The 20,462-nt window shown below is 47.1% G+C and carries 23 protein-coding genes; all 23 read right to left on the reverse strand.

Translation table 11 applies throughout. The features are described 5' to 3' along the window. Positions 1–249: 249 nt before the first annotated feature. Positions 250–1,761, reverse strand: a complete 1,512-nt coding sequence (locus QFZ80_RS33550) for an NADH-quinone oxidoreductase subunit N (protein WP_307551099.1) — start codon at positions 1,759–1,761, stop codon at positions 250–252. Between the two features lie 4 nt (positions 1,762–1,765). Beyond that, positions 1,766–3,388 carry a complex I subunit 4 family protein gene (locus QFZ80_RS33555; RefSeq protein ID WP_307551097.1) on the reverse strand — a complete coding sequence of 541 codons (1,623 nt, stop codon included), beginning with the start codon at positions 3,386–3,388 and terminating at the stop codon, positions 1,766–1,768. Next, on the reverse strand, positions 3,378–5,309 hold the full coding sequence (gene nuoL, locus QFZ80_RS33560) for an NADH-quinone oxidoreductase subunit L (protein WP_307551095.1): 1,932 nt from the start codon (positions 5,307–5,309) through the stop codon (positions 3,378–3,380). The genes QFZ80_RS33555 and nuoL overlap by 11 nt, the downstream gene beginning before the upstream one ends. A 15-nt stretch (positions 5,310–5,324) precedes the next feature. Beyond that, positions 5,325–5,636, reverse strand: a complete 312-nt coding sequence (nuoK, locus tag QFZ80_RS33565; RefSeq protein ID WP_029195649.1) for an NADH-quinone oxidoreductase subunit NuoK — start codon at positions 5,634–5,636, stop codon at positions 5,325–5,327. Positions 5,637–5,638: 2 nt separating this feature from the next. Then, complete coding sequence (locus tag QFZ80_RS33570) at positions 5,639–6,169, reverse strand: NADH-quinone oxidoreductase subunit J (RefSeq protein WP_307551093.1); 531 nt, start codon at positions 6,167–6,169, stop codon at positions 5,639–5,641. Next, complete coding sequence (gene nuoI / locus QFZ80_RS33575) at positions 6,162–6,614, reverse strand: NADH-quinone oxidoreductase subunit NuoI (RefSeq protein ID WP_029195651.1); 453 nt, start codon at positions 6,612–6,614, stop codon at positions 6,162–6,164. The genes QFZ80_RS33570 and nuoI overlap by 8 nt, the downstream gene beginning before the upstream one ends. 101 nt (positions 6,615–6,715) lie before the next feature. Next, positions 6,716–7,720 (reverse strand): NADH-quinone oxidoreductase subunit NuoH, encoded by a 1,005-nt coding sequence (nuoH, locus tag QFZ80_RS33580; protein WP_307551091.1) that lies wholly within the window; start codon positions 7,718–7,720, stop codon positions 6,716–6,718. Beyond that, positions 7,720–8,820, reverse strand: a complete 1,101-nt coding sequence (locus tag QFZ80_RS33585; protein WP_307551089.1) for an NADH-quinone oxidoreductase subunit D — start codon at positions 8,818–8,820, stop codon at positions 7,720–7,722. Before QFZ80_RS33585 ends, nuoH begins: the two co-directional genes overlap by 1 nt. 3 nt (positions 8,821–8,823) lie before the next feature. Continuing rightward, positions 8,824–9,567 carry an NADH-quinone oxidoreductase subunit C gene (locus tag QFZ80_RS33590; RefSeq protein ID WP_307551087.1) on the reverse strand — a complete coding sequence of 248 codons (744 nt, stop codon included), beginning with the start codon at positions 9,565–9,567 and terminating at the stop codon, positions 8,824–8,826. 302 nt (positions 9,568–9,869) lie between these two features. Next, entirely contained in the window at positions 9,870–10,388 is a 519-nt protein-coding gene (locus QFZ80_RS33595) for a NuoB/complex I 20 kDa subunit family protein (RefSeq protein ID WP_189020038.1), read from the reverse strand. Further along, entirely contained in the window at positions 10,373–10,738 is a 366-nt protein-coding gene (locus tag QFZ80_RS33600; RefSeq protein ID WP_307551085.1) for an NADH-quinone oxidoreductase subunit A, read from the reverse strand. The genes QFZ80_RS33595 and QFZ80_RS33600 overlap by 16 nt, the downstream gene beginning before the upstream one ends. A 229-nt stretch (positions 10,739–10,967) precedes the next feature. Continuing rightward, entirely contained in the window at positions 10,968–11,372 is a 405-nt protein-coding gene (locus tag QFZ80_RS33605) for a F0F1 ATP synthase subunit epsilon (protein WP_307551084.1), read from the reverse strand. 78 nt (positions 11,373–11,450) lie between these two features. Next, on the reverse strand, positions 11,451–12,848 hold the full coding sequence (gene atpD, locus QFZ80_RS33610; RefSeq protein WP_307551082.1) for a F0F1 ATP synthase subunit beta: 1,398 nt from the start codon (positions 12,846–12,848) through the stop codon (positions 11,451–11,453). 45 nt (positions 12,849–12,893) lie between these two features. Continuing rightward, complete coding sequence (atpG, locus tag QFZ80_RS33615) at positions 12,894–13,751, reverse strand: ATP synthase F1 subunit gamma (protein ID WP_307551080.1); 858 nt, start codon at positions 13,749–13,751, stop codon at positions 12,894–12,896. Between the two features lie 128 nt (positions 13,752–13,879). After that, complete coding sequence (gene atpA / locus QFZ80_RS33620) at positions 13,880–15,394, reverse strand: F0F1 ATP synthase subunit alpha (protein ID WP_307551079.1); 1,515 nt, start codon at positions 15,392–15,394, stop codon at positions 13,880–13,882. Between the two features lie 18 nt (positions 15,395–15,412). Next, on the reverse strand, positions 15,413–15,955 hold the full coding sequence (locus tag QFZ80_RS33625; protein WP_307551077.1) for a F0F1 ATP synthase subunit delta: 543 nt from the start codon (positions 15,953–15,955) through the stop codon (positions 15,413–15,415). Further along, positions 15,952–16,437, reverse strand: coding sequence for a F0F1 ATP synthase subunit B (atpF, locus tag QFZ80_RS33630; RefSeq protein WP_307551075.1), 486 nt, complete (start codon positions 16,435–16,437; stop codon positions 15,952–15,954). The genes QFZ80_RS33625 and atpF overlap by 4 nt, the downstream gene beginning before the upstream one ends. 85 nt (positions 16,438–16,522) lie before the next feature. Next, positions 16,523–16,738 (reverse strand): F0F1 ATP synthase subunit C, encoded by a 216-nt coding sequence (atpE, locus tag QFZ80_RS33635; protein ID WP_025850351.1) that lies wholly within the window; start codon positions 16,736–16,738, stop codon positions 16,523–16,525. Positions 16,739–16,823: 85 nt separating this feature from the next. Then, positions 16,824–17,597: a F0F1 ATP synthase subunit A gene (gene atpB / locus QFZ80_RS33640; RefSeq protein WP_307551069.1), complete on the reverse strand. Its 774-nt coding sequence runs from the start codon at positions 17,595–17,597 to the stop codon at positions 16,824–16,826. A 26-nt stretch (positions 17,598–17,623) separates the two neighbouring features. Further along, positions 17,624–17,995 carry an ATP synthase subunit I gene (locus tag QFZ80_RS33645; RefSeq protein ID WP_307551067.1) on the reverse strand — a complete coding sequence of 124 codons (372 nt, stop codon included), beginning with the start codon at positions 17,993–17,995 and terminating at the stop codon, positions 17,624–17,626. Further along, a complete protein-coding gene (locus QFZ80_RS33650) occupies positions 17,988–18,212 on the reverse strand; it encodes an AtpZ/AtpI family protein (RefSeq protein WP_307551066.1) in 225 nt (74 codons plus the stop codon). Before QFZ80_RS33650 ends, QFZ80_RS33645 begins: the two co-directional genes overlap by 8 nt. 213 nt (positions 18,213–18,425) lie before the next feature. Beyond that, positions 18,426–19,562: a non-hydrolyzing UDP-N-acetylglucosamine 2-epimerase gene (wecB, locus tag QFZ80_RS33655; RefSeq protein ID WP_307563068.1), complete on the reverse strand. Its 1,137-nt coding sequence runs from the start codon at positions 19,560–19,562 to the stop codon at positions 18,426–18,428. 95 nt (positions 19,563–19,657) lie between these two features. After that, positions 19,658–20,287, reverse strand: coding sequence for a uracil phosphoribosyltransferase (gene upp, locus QFZ80_RS33660; protein WP_029195667.1), 630 nt, complete (start codon positions 20,285–20,287; stop codon positions 19,658–19,660). Between the last annotated feature and the right edge of the window lie 175 nt (positions 20,288–20,462).

Below are 20,462 nucleotides of genomic sequence, written 5' to 3' on the forward strand. Positions count from 1 at the left end.
GATACATATAACGGTTTTTCGTCGCAAAAAGTTCAGATCTTTGAGAAAAATATTTTTGTACGTAGGTACGGGACGGTGGTCAATCATTCTCCTGTATATTGTACATCGAAATGACAGACCGTGAAGCCTATGGAATTATTTGCTGCAAAAGTGCCAAATGTCTCATTCATCTGTAATCAGCCGATTCATTTAAATCCAAAAAAAAAGCCTTCCCCCGCTTTTTAAGCAGGGAAAGGCTTAATCATACATTTACATAATCAGAAAATCCTTCGTCAAACTGAAAATGGCTTCAATACCTTTCAGTACAACGTGTGGAACAACGCCCAACGCCACGCTGATGAGAGCACATAACCAAACCGTTATCCCTAACGGAATCGATACCTTAATCTCGGCAGGCTCGTAATCGCTGCGCATAAACATTTGGCGTACGATGCTGAAATAGTAGTAGAAGGATACAACGCTAGTAGCGATCATCAGTGACCCTAACCAATAGTGTTGGGTCTGCATCGTTCCCAGGATGATGTAGAGCTTCCCGAAAAACCCGCCAGATAAAGGAATACCGGCCAATGAAAGCACGATGAGTACCATGGCTACGGCTGTTATAGGGGCCCTGTAATAGAGGCCAGCGAAACCCTTCGCTTCGGTATGGCCTTCTGCCTGCTCAATAATCATCAGCACAGCGAAAGCTCCGATATTCATAAACAAGTACGCGATCAGATAGAAAATAAATTCAGAGAAGTTCGCGTAATGGGTACCGGAAAAGTAAGTTCCGATCGGAACGAGTAAGTAACCTGCATTGGCAATTCCTGAGTAGGCCAAAAGCCTTTTCATATTTGTTTGCTTCAGTGCAATGAAATTACCGGTTACCATCGCGATGGCAGCCATCACCGATATGGCCAGGAACACATCCGATTGAAAACTGCTGTCTTCAAAGCTGCTAAACCCAAACAACACGTAGAATACGCGGAATAGGATGGCGAAGCCAGCACCTTTGGACACGACAGCCAAAAATGCCGTCACTGGCGTCGGTGCGCCTTGGTACACATCCGGTGCCCAGCTGTGGAACGGAGCAGCGGCGATTTTGAAGCCGAAGCCAGCTAACAGCATGAAGAATGCTACATAAAGCAGCGGCTCGTAAGCAGTTACGAGTGATGGAAGCGCAGCACCAATCTGCGATAAATTGCTGGAACCGACCATCCCGTATAAGAAGGACATGCCATACAAGATGATCGCAGATGAAATACCGCCCATGACCAAGTACTTGAAGGCACCCTCGTTAGATTTGTTATCTTTCTTCTTCATAGCCACAAGCAAGTAAGAAGTAATACTCAACAGCTCCAACCCAACATACAGCGTGATAAGGTCACCCGAGGATGACATAATCATGGCACCGAGCGCGGCGGGCAGATAGAAGTAGTAATACTCCCCGACATGTGGAATGGCCTCTTCTTTGATGAAGCCTAAGCTCATCAAGACAATGAAGCCAGTACCTAATAAAGTGAACAATTTGAGCAGATTCGAGAAATCATCAACTCTGTAGCTATTATTGAGCAGCCCAATAGCCTCTTCTGGATTCAACTGTAGAATAACGAATACCGCAGAAATAGCGATGCCAACCAACGTCAGCCATCCAATGATGGAGCGACTAAGCCTGTTTGGGAGGACCAAATCCAAGAGAGATAGGATGATCGCGGTGGCAACCAGCGAAAGCTCAGGGAGCAGATGCACTAAATCAGCGACATGGAGTCTTATCTGTTCCACCGGTCTAACCTCCTATCTTCCCGGCTACGCTGTGGATCAATTGATCCAAGCTGCCTATCGTTTGCTGAAGCGGCTGACTCAGCACGCTTGGGTATACACCGAGCAAGAGAATGAACGCCACCAATGTAATCATCGGCACCGCCTCGATTAATCTGGCGTCGCGCATGCCTTGCAGCTGCAGATTCGGCTGTTTAGGGCCGAACGTGATATTCAGCACCCCGCGCAGCACGTAAACCGCGGTGAGAATGATCCCGAGTGTACCGACTATCGCGTACACTCGGTGCGTTTCAAAGAGTCCGAGAAACGCGAGGAACTCACTGACGAAGCCGGATAAGCCCGGCAATCCGAGCGATGCCATACCAGCGACCAGCAGAATGCCGCTGATAAAAGGTATGGACGACGCGAGACCGCCTAGTTGGTCGAGCTGCGTCGTTTGGGTTCGCTCGTAGATGCTGCCTACGAGCAAGAACATCAGGGCCGAGATGAGGCCGTGTGAGATCAGTTGGAACACAGCGCCCTGCAGGCCCGATACGTTAAACGCGGCGAGACCGAGAAGGACGATGCCCATGTGGCTAATACTCGAGTAGGCCAACACGAGCTTGAAATCCTTTTGTACCATGGCGAGAATCGCGCCGTACACGATGTTAATGACGCCGAGGAGCGCCAGCATCCACGCCATCTGCTTGGCTTCCCCCGGGAAGAACAGAATACCGAATCGGATGAGGCCGTAGGCCCCCATTTTCAGCAAAATCCCGGAGTGAATCATAACAACAGCAGGCGGAGCCTCTGTATGTACTTTGAGCATCCACGTATGGAACGGGAAGATCGGCAGCTTAATGCCGAAGGCGACCAGCAGCATAATGAACACGGTCCACTTCATGGCCCTGCTAAGGAAGAACGGTGTTCCTTCTTGATTTACATAAGCGGCGGGATCTTGCAGCAAATTATGTGCAATCGTATGGATGTCGCCGCTATAGTAAATGACAGCTTCTGTCTGCGAAGGCACCTGGTTGAATCCAGCCGTACTGACGAGAATTAAGAACGCGATCAGCATGATCGCCGAGCCAAGTCCATTGTAAAGCAGGAAGCGATTGGCAGCTTGCTCCCGATTCATATACCCCCAAATACCAATTAAGAAGAACATCGGTACGAGCGTAATTTCGAAGAACAAGAAGAACAAGAATAGATCCTGTGATAAGAAAACTCCGAACATGCCGGTTTCAAGCAGCAAGAATAGAATGTAATACGTTTTCCAGCGTTTCTTAATATACACCGAAGCTAAAGCAGCCATTGACGATACAAGAGCGGTTAGAAACACGAGCGGCAAGGAAATGCCGTCAACCGCCAACGAATACTTAAACTCGAAGAAATACGAAGTAATTTGCTGAATTCCCTCGTGATTAAGCGGAACTTTGATCCAGTCGAGCTGTTCTTTATACTGAATCGGATCACCCTGATAATTGTAATCACTATACAACCACGCCGCCAAAATAAGCGGGATCAGTGTCGTGACAATACCAATTGTTTTAATCAAACGGCCTTGGTCACCACGGATGAAGAGCAAGACCAGAACGCCAAGCAGAGGCGAGAAGGCGATCATACTTAGGATGGGTATACTAGCCAGCATGGATGAACCTCCTTCCTGCGATGGCGAGTACCAAAATCAGCATCCCCAAAATCATGATGACACCATAGGTTTGTAGTTGACCATTTTGGAGACGCGAGCCTAGACGACCTAGTCCGACCACAGTGAAGGCAACCAAACGCACAATACCGTCAACGATATACACATCAATCAGTTCGAGTATCCAGCCTAAACCGCGAAGCGGTTTTACAATGACACCGTCGTAGATTTCATCAATGAAATATTTGCGATTCAGCAGCGTATACAGCCACGGCATTTTACCGGAAACCACATCGCGCGGAATGGAACGTTTGAGATAAATGAGATAACCGAGACCAATACCAAGCACACCAGCTAGTGTGGACAAAATAATGACGGTCCAATTGGCCTTCTCATCATGTTCATGTCCTGTCAACCACTGACTGAGCCATTCGTTAAACGGCGTATTCACAAAGCCTGCAACAATAGCAAGCACTGCAAGTACAATCAGAGGTGTCGTCATCGTTGCCGGAGATTCATGGGGTTCATGAGCGGTATGTGCTGCATGTCCATGATCATCGTGACCATCATCAATAGTCTTTGCTTTGCCTCTAGGCGAGCCCATAAACACGAGGAAGAATAGACGTGACATATAGAACGCTGTGAAGAAGGCAGCAATGACACCGACCCAGAATAAAAGCTGATTATGCTCGTATGCTTCTGTCAATATCATATCTTTCGACCAGAACCCTGCGAAAGGGAAAATACCTGAGAGTGCCAGCGTGCCTATCGCGAATGTCAAGGTTGTGATTTTCATTTTGCGGGATAAGCCGCCCATTTCGTTAATGTCTTGCGTATGAACAGCGTGAATCACACTGCCTGCGCCCAAGAAGAGCAGCGCTTTGAAGAAGGCGTGCGTGAACAAATGAAACATTCCTGACGTATAGGAGACACCTATCCCCAGCGCCATCATCATATAGCCAAGTTGACTCACCGTCGAGTAGGCGAGAATGCGTTTGATATCGTTCTGAGCAATACCAATTGTGGCCGCAAAGATCGCTGTGAAACCACCCACATAGGCAACAACAAGCAAAGCATCCGGCGATGCGTGGAAAATGTCAAAGGTACGCGCAACGAGGTACACCCCAGCGGCAACCATCGTTGCTGCGTGGATTAGCGCACTTATCGGCGTTGGACCTTCCATGGCATCTGGCAGCCACGTGTGCAGCGGGAATTGACCAGACTTACCCATCGCCCCGATGAAGATCAGAATAGCAATCCATGTGATGATCGTTGGGTCGATTTTACCCGTTGTAAAAGCATTATGAATAGATGTGAAATCAAGCGCATGCCCTGGCATGTACCAGTAAAGCAGCAGAATAGCAATAAAGAGGCCCACGTCACCGATACGGGTAACGATGAATGCCTTTTTCGCAGCAGCCTTCGCCTCTGGCTTAAAGTACCAGAATCCGACGAGCAGGAAGGAACATACCCCTACAAGCTCCCAGAAGATGAACAGCTCCAGCATATTTTCTGAGATGACAAGGCCAAGCATGGAGAAGGAGAACAAAGCGATATAGCCAAAAAACACATGAATTCGCTCGTCGCCTTTCATATAACCTTTGGAATAAATATTCACCAGCAAAGACACCAGTGTTACAATCACGAGCATCAAGGCGTTCAAATTGTTAACCTCAAAGCCCATATTCAGCGTGAAATCGCCCACTTGCAGCCAATTCAGCTTATTCCACGTGTAATCTTCCACTTTACCGCCAATTCGTTCAACGAAAATCAGCAAAGCCACGATAAATGATGCCAGCATGGCGAAAATACTGATGTAAATACCTAGATCTTTTAATTGACGTCCCATAGCCGTAAGCGCTAGAAAAGCAAGCAGCGGAAACAACGGAATGAGCCAGGCGTACTGTGAATAGTCCGATACCATATCCTTGTTAGCCTCCTAGCGCTTCATAGAATCCAAATCCGTAACTTCTACTGTCCCTTTATTTCTGTAAATGGTAATGAGAATCGCGATCCCGACAGCCGCCTCAGCAGCTGCTATGGTGATGTTGAAAAGCGAGAATATTTGCCCGGTTAGAGCAGGATGATCACCAAGCTTCGAAAAGGCAATCAAATTCAAGTTCACCGCATTCAGCATTAGCTCAATCGAAAGCAGGACGATAACCCCGTTCTTCTTCGTTAACGCACCGTATAAGCCGATGCAGAACAGGATTGCCGCCAGCGTGAGATAGGGAGTAATAATATTGCCCACAGCTAATCCTCCTCTCTCTTCGCGACCACGATGGCACCGATAAAGGCTACCGTCAGCAGCACCGACATGATTTCGAAAGGAATAACGTACTCGTTATAGAGCAGTTTTCCGATTTCTAGTGTGTTATCCTTGCCAGCATCCAGAGTACCTGAAGCGACGAAGGTCGTTTTTTGAATGGCATAAAATAATACTCCGAACAATCCCAAAGCACCAATAATCGCTAGGCCTTCATGCCAAGGACGCTTAGGCTCTTCTTCTTCCCCTTGTCTGTGCTTCGTCATCATGATTCCAAAGATCATCAGAATGGAGATCGCACCGGCATAAATCAACACCTGCACGAATGCTACAAACTCAGCCTCCAGAATGACATACAACCCCGCCAAACTAATAAAGGTAAGGGCAACGGCAATGACCATATGAACGACTTTGGTAAATGAAATCATGAAGATGGCTCCGCCAATTGCAAGTAGAGCGAAGACGAAGAAAGCCCAGCTTGAACCGTTGGATAAGAAATCACCAATTCCGCTAAACATCTTTTTTGGCCCCCCCTTTTGGCAAGGCTGAGTTGTTCTCTTGACGGATATTTTGCGTGTTCTCGCTTAACCACTGCATATTTTTGAACAGATCATCACGACTGTAGGTACTCAGCTCAAAATTGTTCGTCATGACGATCGCTTCCGTCGGACATACCTCGGTGCAGAGATCGCACAGGATACAAATTTCGAAGTTAATATCGTACGTATCGATAACCTTCCCTTTTTTCTCAGGGTCTGGATTCGCTTTACCCGTTAAAGTAATACACTCTGTCGGGCAAACGCGCGCACATTGATTACAGACTATGCATTTCTCTGGATCAAAATATTGAATACCGCGAAAGCGGTCCGGCATTTTAATCGGGACGTCAGGGTATGCGTACGTTATTTTTTTCTGTGTCATACTTTTAAACGTTACGCCTAAACCTTTCATTATGCCCTTCATTCGTTTCCCTCCTAAGAGTTTTGCTTTAGCAAAACTGGCTTCGTAAGCGTGGGCTTAGAGTTTCCGTAGGAAACTTGCATCGTAAGCTTGCTTTATAGTTGCTACATGATGGTCATTACGATCGCCGTAATCAGCATATTGACCAGTGCTAGTGGAAGCAGCACTTTCCAGCCGAATCCCATCAGTTGGTCTACCCGTACCCGAGGCAGCGTCGCGCGCAGCCAGAATAGGAAGAACACAACAGAAGAGAATTTCAGCAGGAACCAGATAATACCCGGAATGAAATCAAGGAATGGGAACGGCGAGTGCCATCCGCCCAGGAAAATCAAGCTCGTAAGGGAAGCAATGACGAACACGTAAACATACTCTGATAGCATGAAAAAAGCGAAGCGGAAACCACTGTATTCCACATGGTAACCAGCAACAAGCTCAGACTCCGCTTCCGGTAAGTCAAACGGCGTTCGATTGAGCTCCGAGACCCCGGCTATAACGAAAATGATAAAGCCTAGAATCTGGGGAATGAAATTCCAATGCCAGAAACCGCCTGTTTGATGATCAACGATTGTATGTAGATTTAAACTGCCTGTCATCATGATGACACCAATAACGGAGATGACGAGCGGTACCTCATAACTAATCATTTGAGCCGCGGAACGCATACCGCCTAGCAGCGCATATTTGTTATTCGATGCCCAACCGCCGAGGATGATACCAATCGTAGAAATCCCCGTTAGGGCTACATAAAAGAGCAGACCAACATTCAAATTCGCATTAAACAACCGATCCGAAAATGGAATCGTCGCAATAATCGTGAACGAAGGGATAAACGTGATGATAGGCGCCAGAATGAATAGCTCGCGCTCTGCTTTTTTAGGAATCGTATCCTCTTTGATTAGAAGCTTGAAGACGTCCGCAACACTTTGCAGAAGCCCAAAAGGCCCCGTTCGGTTCGGTCCGATCCGCATCTGCATCCAACCGATAACTTTACGCTCGAAATAGATCGCATAGGTTACGAAGCCTAGGACCAGCATCAGCATAACGATGCCCCAGAACAGGAAAACGAAGAAGTTCGTCCAAGTTAGACTCTCCTCCAATAAATTCACCATTAGGCATCCACCTCCCCAACGACAATATCGATGCCGCCTAGAATCGTTATCAAGTTGGTCATCGACTCACCGACAAGCAGCTTGGGCAAAATTTGCAGATTCACAAAGGAAGGTCTGCGGAATTTCAGACGGAAAGGCTCTGCTTTGCCCCTGGAAATAATATAGCAGCCAATTTCCCCACGCGGAGACTCGATAGCCGAATACACTTCCCCTTCTGGAGGACGAATGACTCTAGGTACCTTGCCCATGGTTTCGCCTTGCTCAGGAAACTGCTCCACAGCTTGCTCCAGGATACGAAGCGATTGCTTAACTTCCTCCATCCGAAGCAAGTAACGATCATAGCAGTCACCGCCGCTGCGAACAGGTACGTCGAACTGGAAGCGGCTGTATAGGCTGTACGGCTGCGTTTTGCGGATATCCCAATCTACACCCGTACATCTTAAGTTAGCGCCGCTAAGGCCATACGCAATGGCTGTATCAGCATCATACTTGCCTACACCCTTGATACGGGACAGAAAAATCTCATTCCCCGTTACTAAAGTGTGATACTCTTCCAATTTACCGTACATATAAGGAATAAATTTTTTAACCTTATCGATCCAACCTTCTGGAGCATCCCACTTCACCCCGCCTACACGCATGTAGTTGTAAGTTAGACGAGCTCCGCATAATTCATTGAACAGATCAATGATAATTTCCCGATCACGGAACGCATATAAGAACGGGCTCATCGCACCGATGTCCAGCAAATAAGTACCCCACCACACCATGTGTGAGGCGATACGTTGAAGCTCCATCACGATTAAGCGAAGGAACTCCGCTCGTTCTGGCACTTCAAGCTGCATCATTTTCTCTACGGCATTCACAAGCACGTAGTTGGTTGTCATCGCCGATACGTAATCCATGCGGTCCGTGTAAGGAATAATTTGTGTATAGCTAAGGTTCTCAGCTAATTTCTCTGTTCCTCTATGTAGATAACCCATCACGGGTATTGCTTCTCTAATAACTTCTCCATCAAGCTTCACGATCACGCGGAAAACCCCGTGCGTACTAGGATGCTGAGGACCAACGTTCAACAGGAGTTCTTCTGTCCGTAACACGAGCTACACCTCCGGGTCAAGCGGTTCGTAATCTTTGCGCAGTGGATGGCCGACCCAATCGTCAGGCATCATGATTCTTACTAAGTTAGGGTGACCTGGGAAATCGATACCCAGTAGGTCATACACTTCCCGCTCATTCCAATCCGCGGTAGCCCATACTGGAGCCACAGAAGGAATGCTCGGTTTCTCTCGATCTGTTTTCACTTTCACACAATATTCCTGCTTGTTTGTGAGCGAAAGGAGATGATAGGCCACCTCTAGGTGAGTCTCTTGGTCCACACCCGAGAGATTGCGCAAGTAGTTGCAGCGAAGCTCTTCATGATCCCTGAGCGTCCGTGCAGCCTGCAGCCAGCGTGAGCTGTGAATGACCACGTAAGGGCGATGCGCGTCCCTTTCGTTGATGAAAGCGTCGACGACGGTGTCTTCGCCAACGTCGGCTTTCAAGATAGCAACCAGCCGATCAAGCAGCGGCTGGTTCGGTGAAGGCTCCTTCGGCGCTTCAGGCTCCGCCGACTCCGTCTTCGCCCCGCGCGCGCTAGCTCGCGCAGCGCGTGCTTCTGCGGCGGCCTGTGCTTTGGCCGCCTTCTCGTCGTCCCCAGCTTCCGCAGACGCTGGGGTTGGTGCTTCTGCCGACGCGGGCTCGCCCGTCGGCTCAGCGGCCGCCCGCGCAGCTTGGCGGGCGGCTCTCGCCGCGGCACGCTCCGCTGCCGCGTCACTGCTTGGCGCTGCTAGCGCGTTGGCGCTCACGGCTGCATCGCTGCCCTTTGCTGCGCCCGCGTCACCGCTTCTTGCAGCTTGCTCTGCGAGCTCAGCCGCAGGCGCGTCGCTCGGCTCGCTCGTCGTCTGCGCAGCCGGGTCAGCCGCCTGTATCTCCGCAGCGCGATCTACCGCGGCCTGCAGGTCCGCGCTAAGCGGCGTCTTACTCGCGCGCGCCTCCGGCGTAAGATCGCCCACTTCAGCGATTGCTTCCTCTAAGGGCGATTCATTCACTTTCTTACCATCAGCAGTTGGAGACGGGCCTACCTTCTCCTCCAGCTTCTTCTCATCACTCATCGATTGGTCACCTGCTTCCCAGTCTTCGCTTCATAGCGAATCTTCTCCTGAAGCTTGTTTATCCCATAAATGAGTGCAGCCGGGTTCGGTGGACAACCCGGAATATAAACATCAACCGGAACGATTTGGTCAACTCCCTTAACAACGGAATATGACTTTATATAAGGTCCACCTGCCGTAGCGCAGGACCCCATCGCAATGACCCACTTTGGTTCAGGCATTTGTTCGTAAAGACGGCGCAGCAAAGGAGCCATTTTCTTCGTTACAGTCCCCGCCACAATCATGACATCAGATTGTCTAGGAGACGTACGGAAGATGACTCCGAAACGGTCTAAATCATAGTGAGATCCGCCTGTACCCATCATTTCGATGGCACAACAGGCCAGACCAAAAGTTAACGGCCAAAGCGAATTACTGCGAGCCCAAGCTTTTACTTGCTCCAGTGTCGTCATAAAGACATTGCGATTTAATTCTTCCCGTTCTTCGGGAGATATTGACTCTAGACTGAAGTCCATTGCAGCACCTTCTTCTTCCAAGCGTATATTAATCCAATGGCTAGCAAGGCTACAAAAATACACATTTCCACTAAGGCAAAAAGTCCAAGCTGGTTAAACGCAACCGCCCACGGATATAGGAACACGGTCTCCACATCAAAGATGACAAACATCAAAGCAAATAAATAATAACGAATGTTAAACCGGATTTGTCCCTCACCTACAGGCTCGTTTCCACTCTCATACGTCGTATACTTCTCCTCGACAGGTTTACTCGGTCTTAACCATTTGCCTACCGTTAGCGCTACCACAGGGAGGAGAATACCTAACCCTAGAAAAATCGCTACTATAACATAGTTATTTGTATACATGTGAATGTAACCGCCTCCATTCGTATTTGCTTTTCTTGTGTGTCCTGTTAGTTTTGGTAATATTCACCTACAATATTATAACAAAAAGCCTTTTGGGCGTCGATGACTAATTCCAAACCCCACTTTTCATTCCTAGTGAGTAGATTTTCCATAATTATCTTTAATTAATCTTCCTGTTCGAAAAAAAGCGGAGGAACCTAAGTTCCCCCGCTTTTCGTTCAAACATCTATTATTTCCCGGACACACTAATACGATTTAATGCTCTTTGAAGAGAGGCTTCCGCACGTTTGAAGTCAACGTTGTCTTGCTTAGTTTCAGCAAGACGTTTCTCCGCACGTTCTTTCGCTGCTTTCGCACGATCGATATCAATATGTTCTGGTAGCTCGGCGCTTTCCGCCAGTATAACCACCTTATCCTTGCGCACTTCCATGAAACCGCCATTCACTGCGATAACTTCGTCTTTAGAGCCCGTTTTCTTCACAGTAATCGGTGCAATTCGCAATGGAGTGACCAGTGGAATGTGATTCGGCAGAATTCCAAGCTCCCCTTCAACACCCTTCACGCTAACCATGTTCACTTCTTCAGCGTACACTTTGCGTTCCGGGGTAACAATTTCCAGTAGGAATGTACTCACTTGGATTCTCCTCCCTTAGCGTTTACCGTAGGTAAACTATCTTCGTAAGCGTTGCCTGATCGTTTTGCTCGGCAAAAGTTACAGTGTTTTTGCTTTCTCGATAGCGTCCTCGATCGTTCCCACGTTGTGGAAAGCAACTTCAGGAAGATTGTCGTGCTTACCTTCAAGAACTTCTTTGAAACTGCGCACGGTATCCTTCAATGGCACGTACAAGCCTGGGAATCCGTTGAATGGCTCAGCAACGTGAAGCGGCTGGGACAGGAACAGACGGAGACGACGCGCACGAGTAACGACCAATTTGTCCTCATCAGACAACTCATCCATACCCAAGATCGCGATGATATCCAGAAGCTCTTTGTAACGTTGAAGAACTTGTTTAACGCCTTGTGCTACTTTGTAATGCTCTTCGCCAAGTGTTTCTGGTGTCAAGATACGGGAAGAAGATGCAAGTGGATCTACCGCAGGGAAGATACCTGCTGCAGCAATACTACGCTCCAAGTTCGTTGTTGCGTCCAAGTGAGCGAACGCCGTTGCAGGAGCCGGATCCGTATAGTCATCGGCAGGAACGTAAATCGCTTGAATGGAAGTAACGGAACCTTTTTTCGTGGACGTAATACGCTCTTGTAGTTGACCCATCTCTGTTGCTAGAGTCGGTTGGTAACCTACTGCTGATGGCATACGGCCCAGCAAAGCGGAAACCTCAGAACCTGCTTGTGTAAAGCGGAAGATGTTATCGATGAAAAGAAGAACGTCTTTGCCTTCTTCATCACGGAAGTACTCAGCCATTGTCAAACCGGACAAAGCTACGCGAAGACGCGCGCCTGGAGGCTCGTTCATTTGACCGAATACCATCGCTGTTTTTGCAATAACGCCGGAGTCTTTCATTTCGTGGTAAAGGTCATTACCTTCACGAGTACGCTCACCAACGCCTGCGAAAACGGAGATACCGCCATGCTCTTGTGCAATGTTGTGGATCAACTCTTGCATTGTAACGGTTTTACCTACACCCGCGCCGCCGAAGAGACCGATTTTACCACCCTTAACATAAGGAGCCATAAGGTCGATAACTTTAATTCCTGTTTCAAGAATCTCTGCTTTTGTCGACAAGTTGTCGAAAGCTGGAGCTTCTTTGTGAATGCCGCTTGTAAATGTACGGTCAACGCCTTCGATACCATCGATTGGCTCTCCCAATACGTTAAACACGCGACCAAGTGTTGCTGCGCCAACCGGAACGGTAATTGCAGCTTTTGTATCTTCAGCTACTGCTCCACGTACAAGTCCATCAGTCGAGGACATTGCGATACAACGAACCAAGTTGTCACCAAGGTGAACTGCTGCTTCGACTGTCATAGTGGATAGTACGCCATTATCATTTCTTTCAATCTTGATGGCATTCAAGATTTCAGGGAGTTGTCCGCGTTCGAACTCAATGTCGACGACTGGCCCTGTAATTGTTACAACGCGCCCTTTGCTCATGGTTTCCCTCCTAAGAAAAGCTTTGCTTCCGTAGAAGCTTTAATATCATGCGTTCGCGCTCGCTCCGGCAACAATTTCCGATATTTCCTGGGTAATCGAAGCTTGACGCGCACGGTTGTAGGCTAATGTGTAGCCGCTGATCATTTTCGTTGCATTCTTCGTAGCGGAATTCATCGCTGTCATTCTCGCACCGAACTCACTTGCTTTACCTTCCAATACTGCACTGTAAATAAGCGTTTCGGCATATTTAGGCAGCAATACTTCCAGTACGCCTTCCGGTGATGGCTCATACTCATAACTAGCAGCAGCCACGCCAGTAACTTCTTCCATAGGAAGCAGGCGGATCATGGTTGGAATTTGGGTAATCGCATTTTTGAATTGGTTGTATACCACGAACAACTGGTCGTACGTACCGTCCTCGAAGTTCTTCACTGCTGCAGTAGCTACAGCTTTAATATCCGCGAATGTTGGTGAATCCGGAACACCTGTCACTTCTTCCACAACTGGCATGTTGCGTTTGCGGAAGTAATTACTACCTTTACGTCCGATTACAAAAATCGAATATTCAGCTGTTGATTTATGGTTTTCACGAATCTCGGTCATGACCTTCCGCAACACGTTAGCGTTGTAGCCTCCAGCCAATCCACGATCCGAGGTGATTACTAAATAGCCTGTCTTCTTCACTTCGCGTGACTGCAGCATCGGATGTTGGATCCCTTTGCTTCCAGCTGCAATGCTTTGAACGACTTCTTTTAACTTATCGGAGTAAGGACGTGCTGCTTCCGCAGAACGTTGTGCTCGTCTCAAATTCGCTGCAGAGACCATTTCCATCGCTCTCGTAATTTGTTTCGTGTTTTGTGTGGACTTGATTTGGCGCTTAATCTCGCGCATTCCTTTTGCCATACCTGCTCACCTCTCTTTTGAGGCTTAGAAAAGCCTTCATTCGAAGACCTGAATTCAGGCGATCAGCCTGCCCAGGATTAACACGGTAGGCAGAACTTCACTTCAACAGGAAGCTCTGCCATCATGATTTATACAGAAGCTGCGAAGCTCTTTTTGAATTGAACAATTGCTTCTACCAGCGCTTTATCGTTATCCGGAGTGATGTCCTTCGTATCACGAATGCTGTGTAGAATTTCTGGACGGTTCGATTCCAAGTAAGCCAAGAATTGACCTTCAAAACGCGTTACGTCTTGAACAGGAAGATCATCCACATGCCCTTTAACAACCGTGTAAAGGGAAGCAACTTGCTTTTCCAAAGACATCGGTTGGTGAACACCTTGTTTCAAAATTTCAAGCGTACGAACACCACGGTCCAAACGCGATTGAGTAGCTTTATCCAAGTCAGATCCGAATGCAGCAAATGCAGCAAGCTCACGATATTGTGCCAAGTCAACACGTAGTGTTCCGGCAACTTTCTTCATCGCTTTCGTTTGTGCAGAGCCCCCTACACGGGATACAGAGTTACCAACGTTAACCGCTGGACGCTGACCTGAGTAGAACAAGTCGGATTCTAAGAAGATTTGTCCGTCCGTAATCGAAATTACGTTCGTAGGAATGTATGCTGAGATATCGCCTGCTTGTGTCTCAATGAAAGGAAGTGCCGTCATGGAACCGCCACCTAATTCATCATTCAGTTTCGCAGCACGCTCTAGAAGACGGGAGTGCAAGTAGAAAACATCCCCTGGATAAGCTTCACGACCCGGTGGACGACGAAGCAAGAGAGACAACTCACGGTAAGCAGCTGCTTGTTTGGACAAGTCATCATAGACGATCAACACGTGCTCGCCTTTGTACATGAAGTACTCACCCATTGCGCAACCTGCGTACGGAGCCAACCAAAGCATTGGTGAAGGCTCAGAAGCAGAAGCTGTTACAACGATTGTGTAGTCCAAAGCGCCAGCGTGACGAAGTGTTTCAACAACACCTACGACTGTGGATTGCTTTTGACCGATAGCAACGTAGATACATTTAACGCCGTTGCCTTTTTGGTTGATGATCGAATCGATTGCGATCGCTGTTTTACCTGTTTGACGGTCACCGATGAGCAACTCACGTTGTCCACGGCCAACTGGTACCATCGCGTCAATCGCTTTGATCCCTGTTTGCATAGGCTCATGTACCGATTTACGGGCCATAACGCCTGGTGCTGGGGATTCGATTGGACGGAATCCAGTTGTTTCGATAGGACCTTTACCATCGACTGGTTGACCCAATGGGTTAACAACACGGCCGAGAAGCCCATCACCTACAGGAATTTCCATGATGCGGCCAGTACGTTTAACTTGGTCGCCTTCACGAATATCTTTGTAAGGCCCTAGAATAACGATACCTACGTTGCTTTCTTCCAGGTTAAATGCATACCCTAGAACGCCACTTGGAAACTCAAGCAGCTCGCCTGCCATTACGTTTTCCAAACCGTGAGCACGAGCGATACCATCACCAACTTGAATAACAGTACCTACTTCAACCACTTGCAAATCGGATTTATAATTTTCAATCTGTTGTTTAATTAGTGAACTGATTTCTTCCGGTTTGATACTCAACGAACTTCACCCCTATTCTTACAGTGCTTGTGTTAACGATTTTTGCAAACGTTCTAGTTTACCGGACAAGCTGCCATCGTACAAACGATCACCGATACGTACTTGAATGCCTCCAAGTAAAGCGGGGTCAATCACCGTTTGAATACGAAGCTTTTTGCCTGTCACTTTTCCAAAGTGATCTGCAATGTCTTGAACCTTATCTTCGGATAGTTCAAATGGCGTATAGACAATAGCGGATGCCTGCCCAAGCGCTTCATTCGCAATTTTTACATAATCCGTATATAAAGTCGTCAGAAGTGCTTCCCTTCTTCGGGAAACGAGCATTTGCAAGGTATTAAGGACCGTCTCTGAAACTTTGCCCTCAAAAGTTTTTTGCAGCATATCCGTTTTTACCGATACGGCAACATTCGGATGCTGAAGCAGCTTTTTAAAGTCCGCATGATCCTGCAAGGAAGCTACAACAGCTCCCAGGTCATCCTCGACTTGTGCAATAATGCCGCGTTCCGAAGCGAGTTCGAACAGCGCCTTGGCGTATCTCTTCGCTACGACGATGTCACTCATGCGTTGTCCCCTACCTTTTTGAGGTATTGGTCAACGATGCCTTGTTGAGCTGCTGCATCTACTTCTTTCTCAACGATCTTAGAAGCAATTTTCACGGAAAGTGCTCCCACTTCGCTACGAAGCTCAGCAACTGCTTTGTTCTTCTCTATGTCGATCGCACGAAGGGCATCTTCCTTCAATCGGGAAGCTTCCTCTTTCGCTTGGGTAATAATTGTCTCTGCTTGTTTATTGCTAGTATTTCTAGCTTCTTCAATCAGATCATATGCTTCTTTGCGTGCTTCTTGGAAAGCTTCTTTCTGCTCTGTAACAAGCTTCTCAGCTTCCTGACGATTTTTATCGGCGGAACCTACTTGTTCTGCAATCAGTTGTCTGCGCTTCTCCATAATATCGACAAGCGGACCAAATGCATACTTATTAAGCAGCAAATACAAAATCAAAAAGGCAATAATCGCAAATACAAACGACTCCCAGTGCCAACCCATTCATGTCACTCCTTTCGGTCATCTCAAGCAAAACGAAGGCGTGGATGGCTTAGGCCGTCCGCGCCAAACCTACTCATCTTTGAGATTAAGCTCCAAAGAAGATCAAGAATCCAAGTACAACACCGATAATCGGAACAACCTCTACGATACCAACACCGATAAACATAGTTGTTTGCAAAGTTCCGCGAAGTTCTGGTTGACGAGCGATACCCTCAACTGTTTTGCTCACGATCAAACCGTTACCAATACCTGCACCTAATGCGCCTAAACCAATTGCTAAAGCTGCTGCTAAAAATTCCATTTTGTAAATCCTCCTCATTAAAAGTAAGTTTTAAGTTAGTCTAGATTATCTCATCTCAACCTGTATCAGTTGAATTGGACTTCGATTAATGCTCTTCGTGTACGGTAGACTGTGAAATGTATACCATCGTAAGGATGGTAAACAAGAACGCTTGGATCGCACCTACGAAAATACTGAATGCTTGCCAGCCAATCAAGAGTGGAATACCGAATCCGCCAGCCATCAAGATGGTTGCAATCAACACTTCTCCTGCGAAAATATTTGCATACAAACGCAAGCCAAGTGTAAGCGGTTTGGAAACCTCCTTGATGATATTCAAAGGGAAGAAGAACCAAAACGGCTCAATATAATGTTTCAAATAATGCTTCGTATTACGTGTAAGACCCAAAAAGTGGGTAATAACGAACACGATGATTGCTAGACCAAAAGTAACGGAAACATCTGCTGTTGGTGATTTCCACCAAGCAATTTCTGCGTGTTTACCTTTTGCCTCCAACTCATGAATCGTTGCATCAGACAGAATCGTCTGACCGAACAGCTTAAACTCACTATGATGCTCAGTAACGATACCGAATGGTAGACCAAGTAAGTTAGCAACAAAGATGAACATAATTAATGTCACGCCCAATGAAATGTAGGCTTTCGCGTACTTAAGCGGCATTGTGCTGGCAATTAGATTATGAACAAATTCAACAACCCACTCTAAGAAATTTTGCATTTTTGATGGGCTGGTAACCGAAAGATTTCTCACGGAAACAAGAGAAACCGACAATACAATAACGAAAGTGACTAAAATCGCCAAGAACGTCGATAGGTCAATATTTAAACCACCAAAGTGTAGCACGGGAAACTCATGCATTTACCTTTTCACCCCTTTCCATGCACTCACGATTTACGTTTAAAAATAAAAAGAATACCCATCAGGAGTGTAACCAATTGGATATAAAATAATCCAATAATGGTGAAAACTACACTGACTTGCTCTGGAAACTTTACTGCAACCATCATGGCTATGATGGCCATGCAGGCTCTGGATACAAATCCAGCGTTCAAACGCTTCGGAGCCGCACTTTCACCTTGCAGGGATACGGATTTAATTTTCATCATAAGCATCCTAGCATTAATGGCGCTTACAATGGATCCTACTAGAAATCCTATCGCATAAGTCCGATAAGACGGAGCTATACTCCAAATGAGCAAGCAGACAGAGATGCAGAGCAGCTCTGCTCGATAAAGGGTTTTCATGTGGTCATTCATGTCGGTCGTCCTCCAAGAACTTCTTAAGCATCATCACTGCGGTGCCAATGCCCAGGAAAAAACCGATCATCACGCCAGTTATGATCCACCCTTTTGAACCACCGAAATACTTTCCACATACATATCCTATAGCTGTACAGATTACAACTTCTAATCCGATAGCAGATACTAGACCCGCAGCACGCCATGGATTGTCATCTGGCCTTGGTGATTCCAAAATCGTCAACGCCTTTCGTTTCTAGAGGGATTTTGGGCCATGCAGGTGAATCCTCATATATTGTATCGGAGCGGTCTTTCTTTTGTCAATTGACATAACTTCACAAGTCTCTTTGTGAGAAACTCCTCAGAGCCTTGCGGCTCTAGGGTTTGCGAGATTCCAAACCAAACAGTACAACTGTACGCTGTAGCGTTTGTCATGATTTTGTCACGGTTAGAATGCTTCCGGACGCTCAGAGGTCTTGCCGAAGTGATAAAGTATCGCTTGCACGATGCGTTCGGACGATTTTCCATCCCCATAAGGGTTGGCGGCTTGACTCATTTTGTTGTATAAATCTGGATCCGTTAGAAGCGCGCGAGCACACTCATAGACCACTTCCTCATCCGTTCCAACGAGTTCGAGCGTACCTGCCTGAATACCCTCCGGACGTTCTGTCGTATCGCGCAGAACTAGAACCGGCACACCAAAAGACGGCGCTTCTTCTTGAAGACCACCAGAGTCTGTCAGGATCATATGGGCGTGCGGATAGAAGTTGTGGAACTCGAAAACGTCAAATGGGTCTACCAGCTTGATGCGTGGATGATTGCCCAGGATCTCATGTGCAGGTTCCTTAACTGCAGGACTTGGATGCACGGGATAAACGATCGCAATATCTTCGAACTCATCCGCAATACGTTTGACAGCACGGAAGATTTGACGGTGAGGCTCACCTTGCGCTTCACGGCGATGCGCCGTCATCAAGATTAGCTTACGGCCCGCTGCCCATTCCAATACAGGGTGTTCAAATTTCTCTTGTACCGTGTATTTAAACACATCCGTAACCGTATTCCCCGTCACATATATCTGGGATTCAGATTTATTTTCTTTCCGCAGATTATCAGCCGATTGCTGCGTTGGTGCAAAGTGTAGATCCGCTAGCACTCCCGTTAATTGACGGTTCATTTCCTCTGGGTAAGGGGACATTTTGTTCCACGTACGAAGCCCTGCCTCGACATGTCCCACTTGGATTTGCTGCATGAATGCCGCATAGCTTGCAAGGAATGTTGTCAACGTATCGCCATGCACGAGAATGAGGTCAGGCTTAGCTTCTTGGAAGACAGGCTCCAAACCTTGCAGTACACGCATCGTAATTTCATTCAGCGTTTGACGGTCTTTCATGACGTTCAAGTCGAAATCAGGTTTGATTTTGAAAATATCCAGCACTTGGTCGAGCATTTGTCGATGTTGAGCTGTCACACAGACAAGGGACTCAATATGTTCAGGATGCTTCTCCAGCTCCAAAATAAGCGGAGCCATTTTAATCGCTTCGGGTCTTGTTCCGAAGATCGTAATCACTTTTAAACGTTTCATCGGTTTCTTCTCCCCTTAGAGCTTTCTGTAAGAAAGCTAACTTCGTAAGCATTAACCTTAGAGCTTTGCATAGCAAAGCTATCTTCGTAAGCCAATTATTTAGTGCCGAACAGACGATCTCCTGCGTCACCAAGTCCCGGTACGATATAGCCATGATCGTTCAAGTAGTCGTCAACGGCGGCTACATAAATATCAACATCAGGATGCTCTTGTTGAACAGCTTTGATCCCTTCTGGTGCTGCAATTAAACACATCAGCTTCATTTGTGTACAGCCTCTGCGTTTCAGCACTTCAATCGCCATATTCGCGGATCCGCCTGTGGCCAGCATCGGGTCAATGACAATTAACTCCCTCTCCAGAACATCCGTCGGCAGCTTCACATAATATTCGACAGGCTGAAGCGTGTCAGGATCACGGTACAGGCCAACATGTCCAACTTTAGCAGCCGGAATCAGCTTAAGTATCCCGTCTACCATACCCAAACCTGCACGCAGGATCGGAATGAGTCCCAGCATTCTGCCCGAAATAATACGGCAATCTGCTGTAGTCACTGGCGTTTTCACCTGTACATGCTCAAGTGGAATATCTCTCGTAATCTCATAGGCCATTAATGTCGCAACCTCGTCTACGAGATCTCGAAAATCCTTTGTTTTCGTATTCTCATCCCGAATATAAGTTAGCTTATGTTGAATTAGCGGATGATCACAAATAAATAACTTCCCCATAATTTCCTCCTAAAAACTGCGCTTTATATGTATTTCACAAAAAAATATCGTCATGGAACGACAAACCTCGTCCATTATATCATATGTTATCCAACTTATCCTCTGTAAAACCAAAGCTCCCGTGAATATCCTTTAGACAAGAAAAAACCACTAGGATTATTCACCCGAGCGGCTT

The organism is Paenibacillus sp. V4I7, from assembly GCF_030817275.1.
Lineage (GTDB): Bacteria > Bacillota > Bacilli > Paenibacillales > NBRC-103111 > Paenibacillus_E.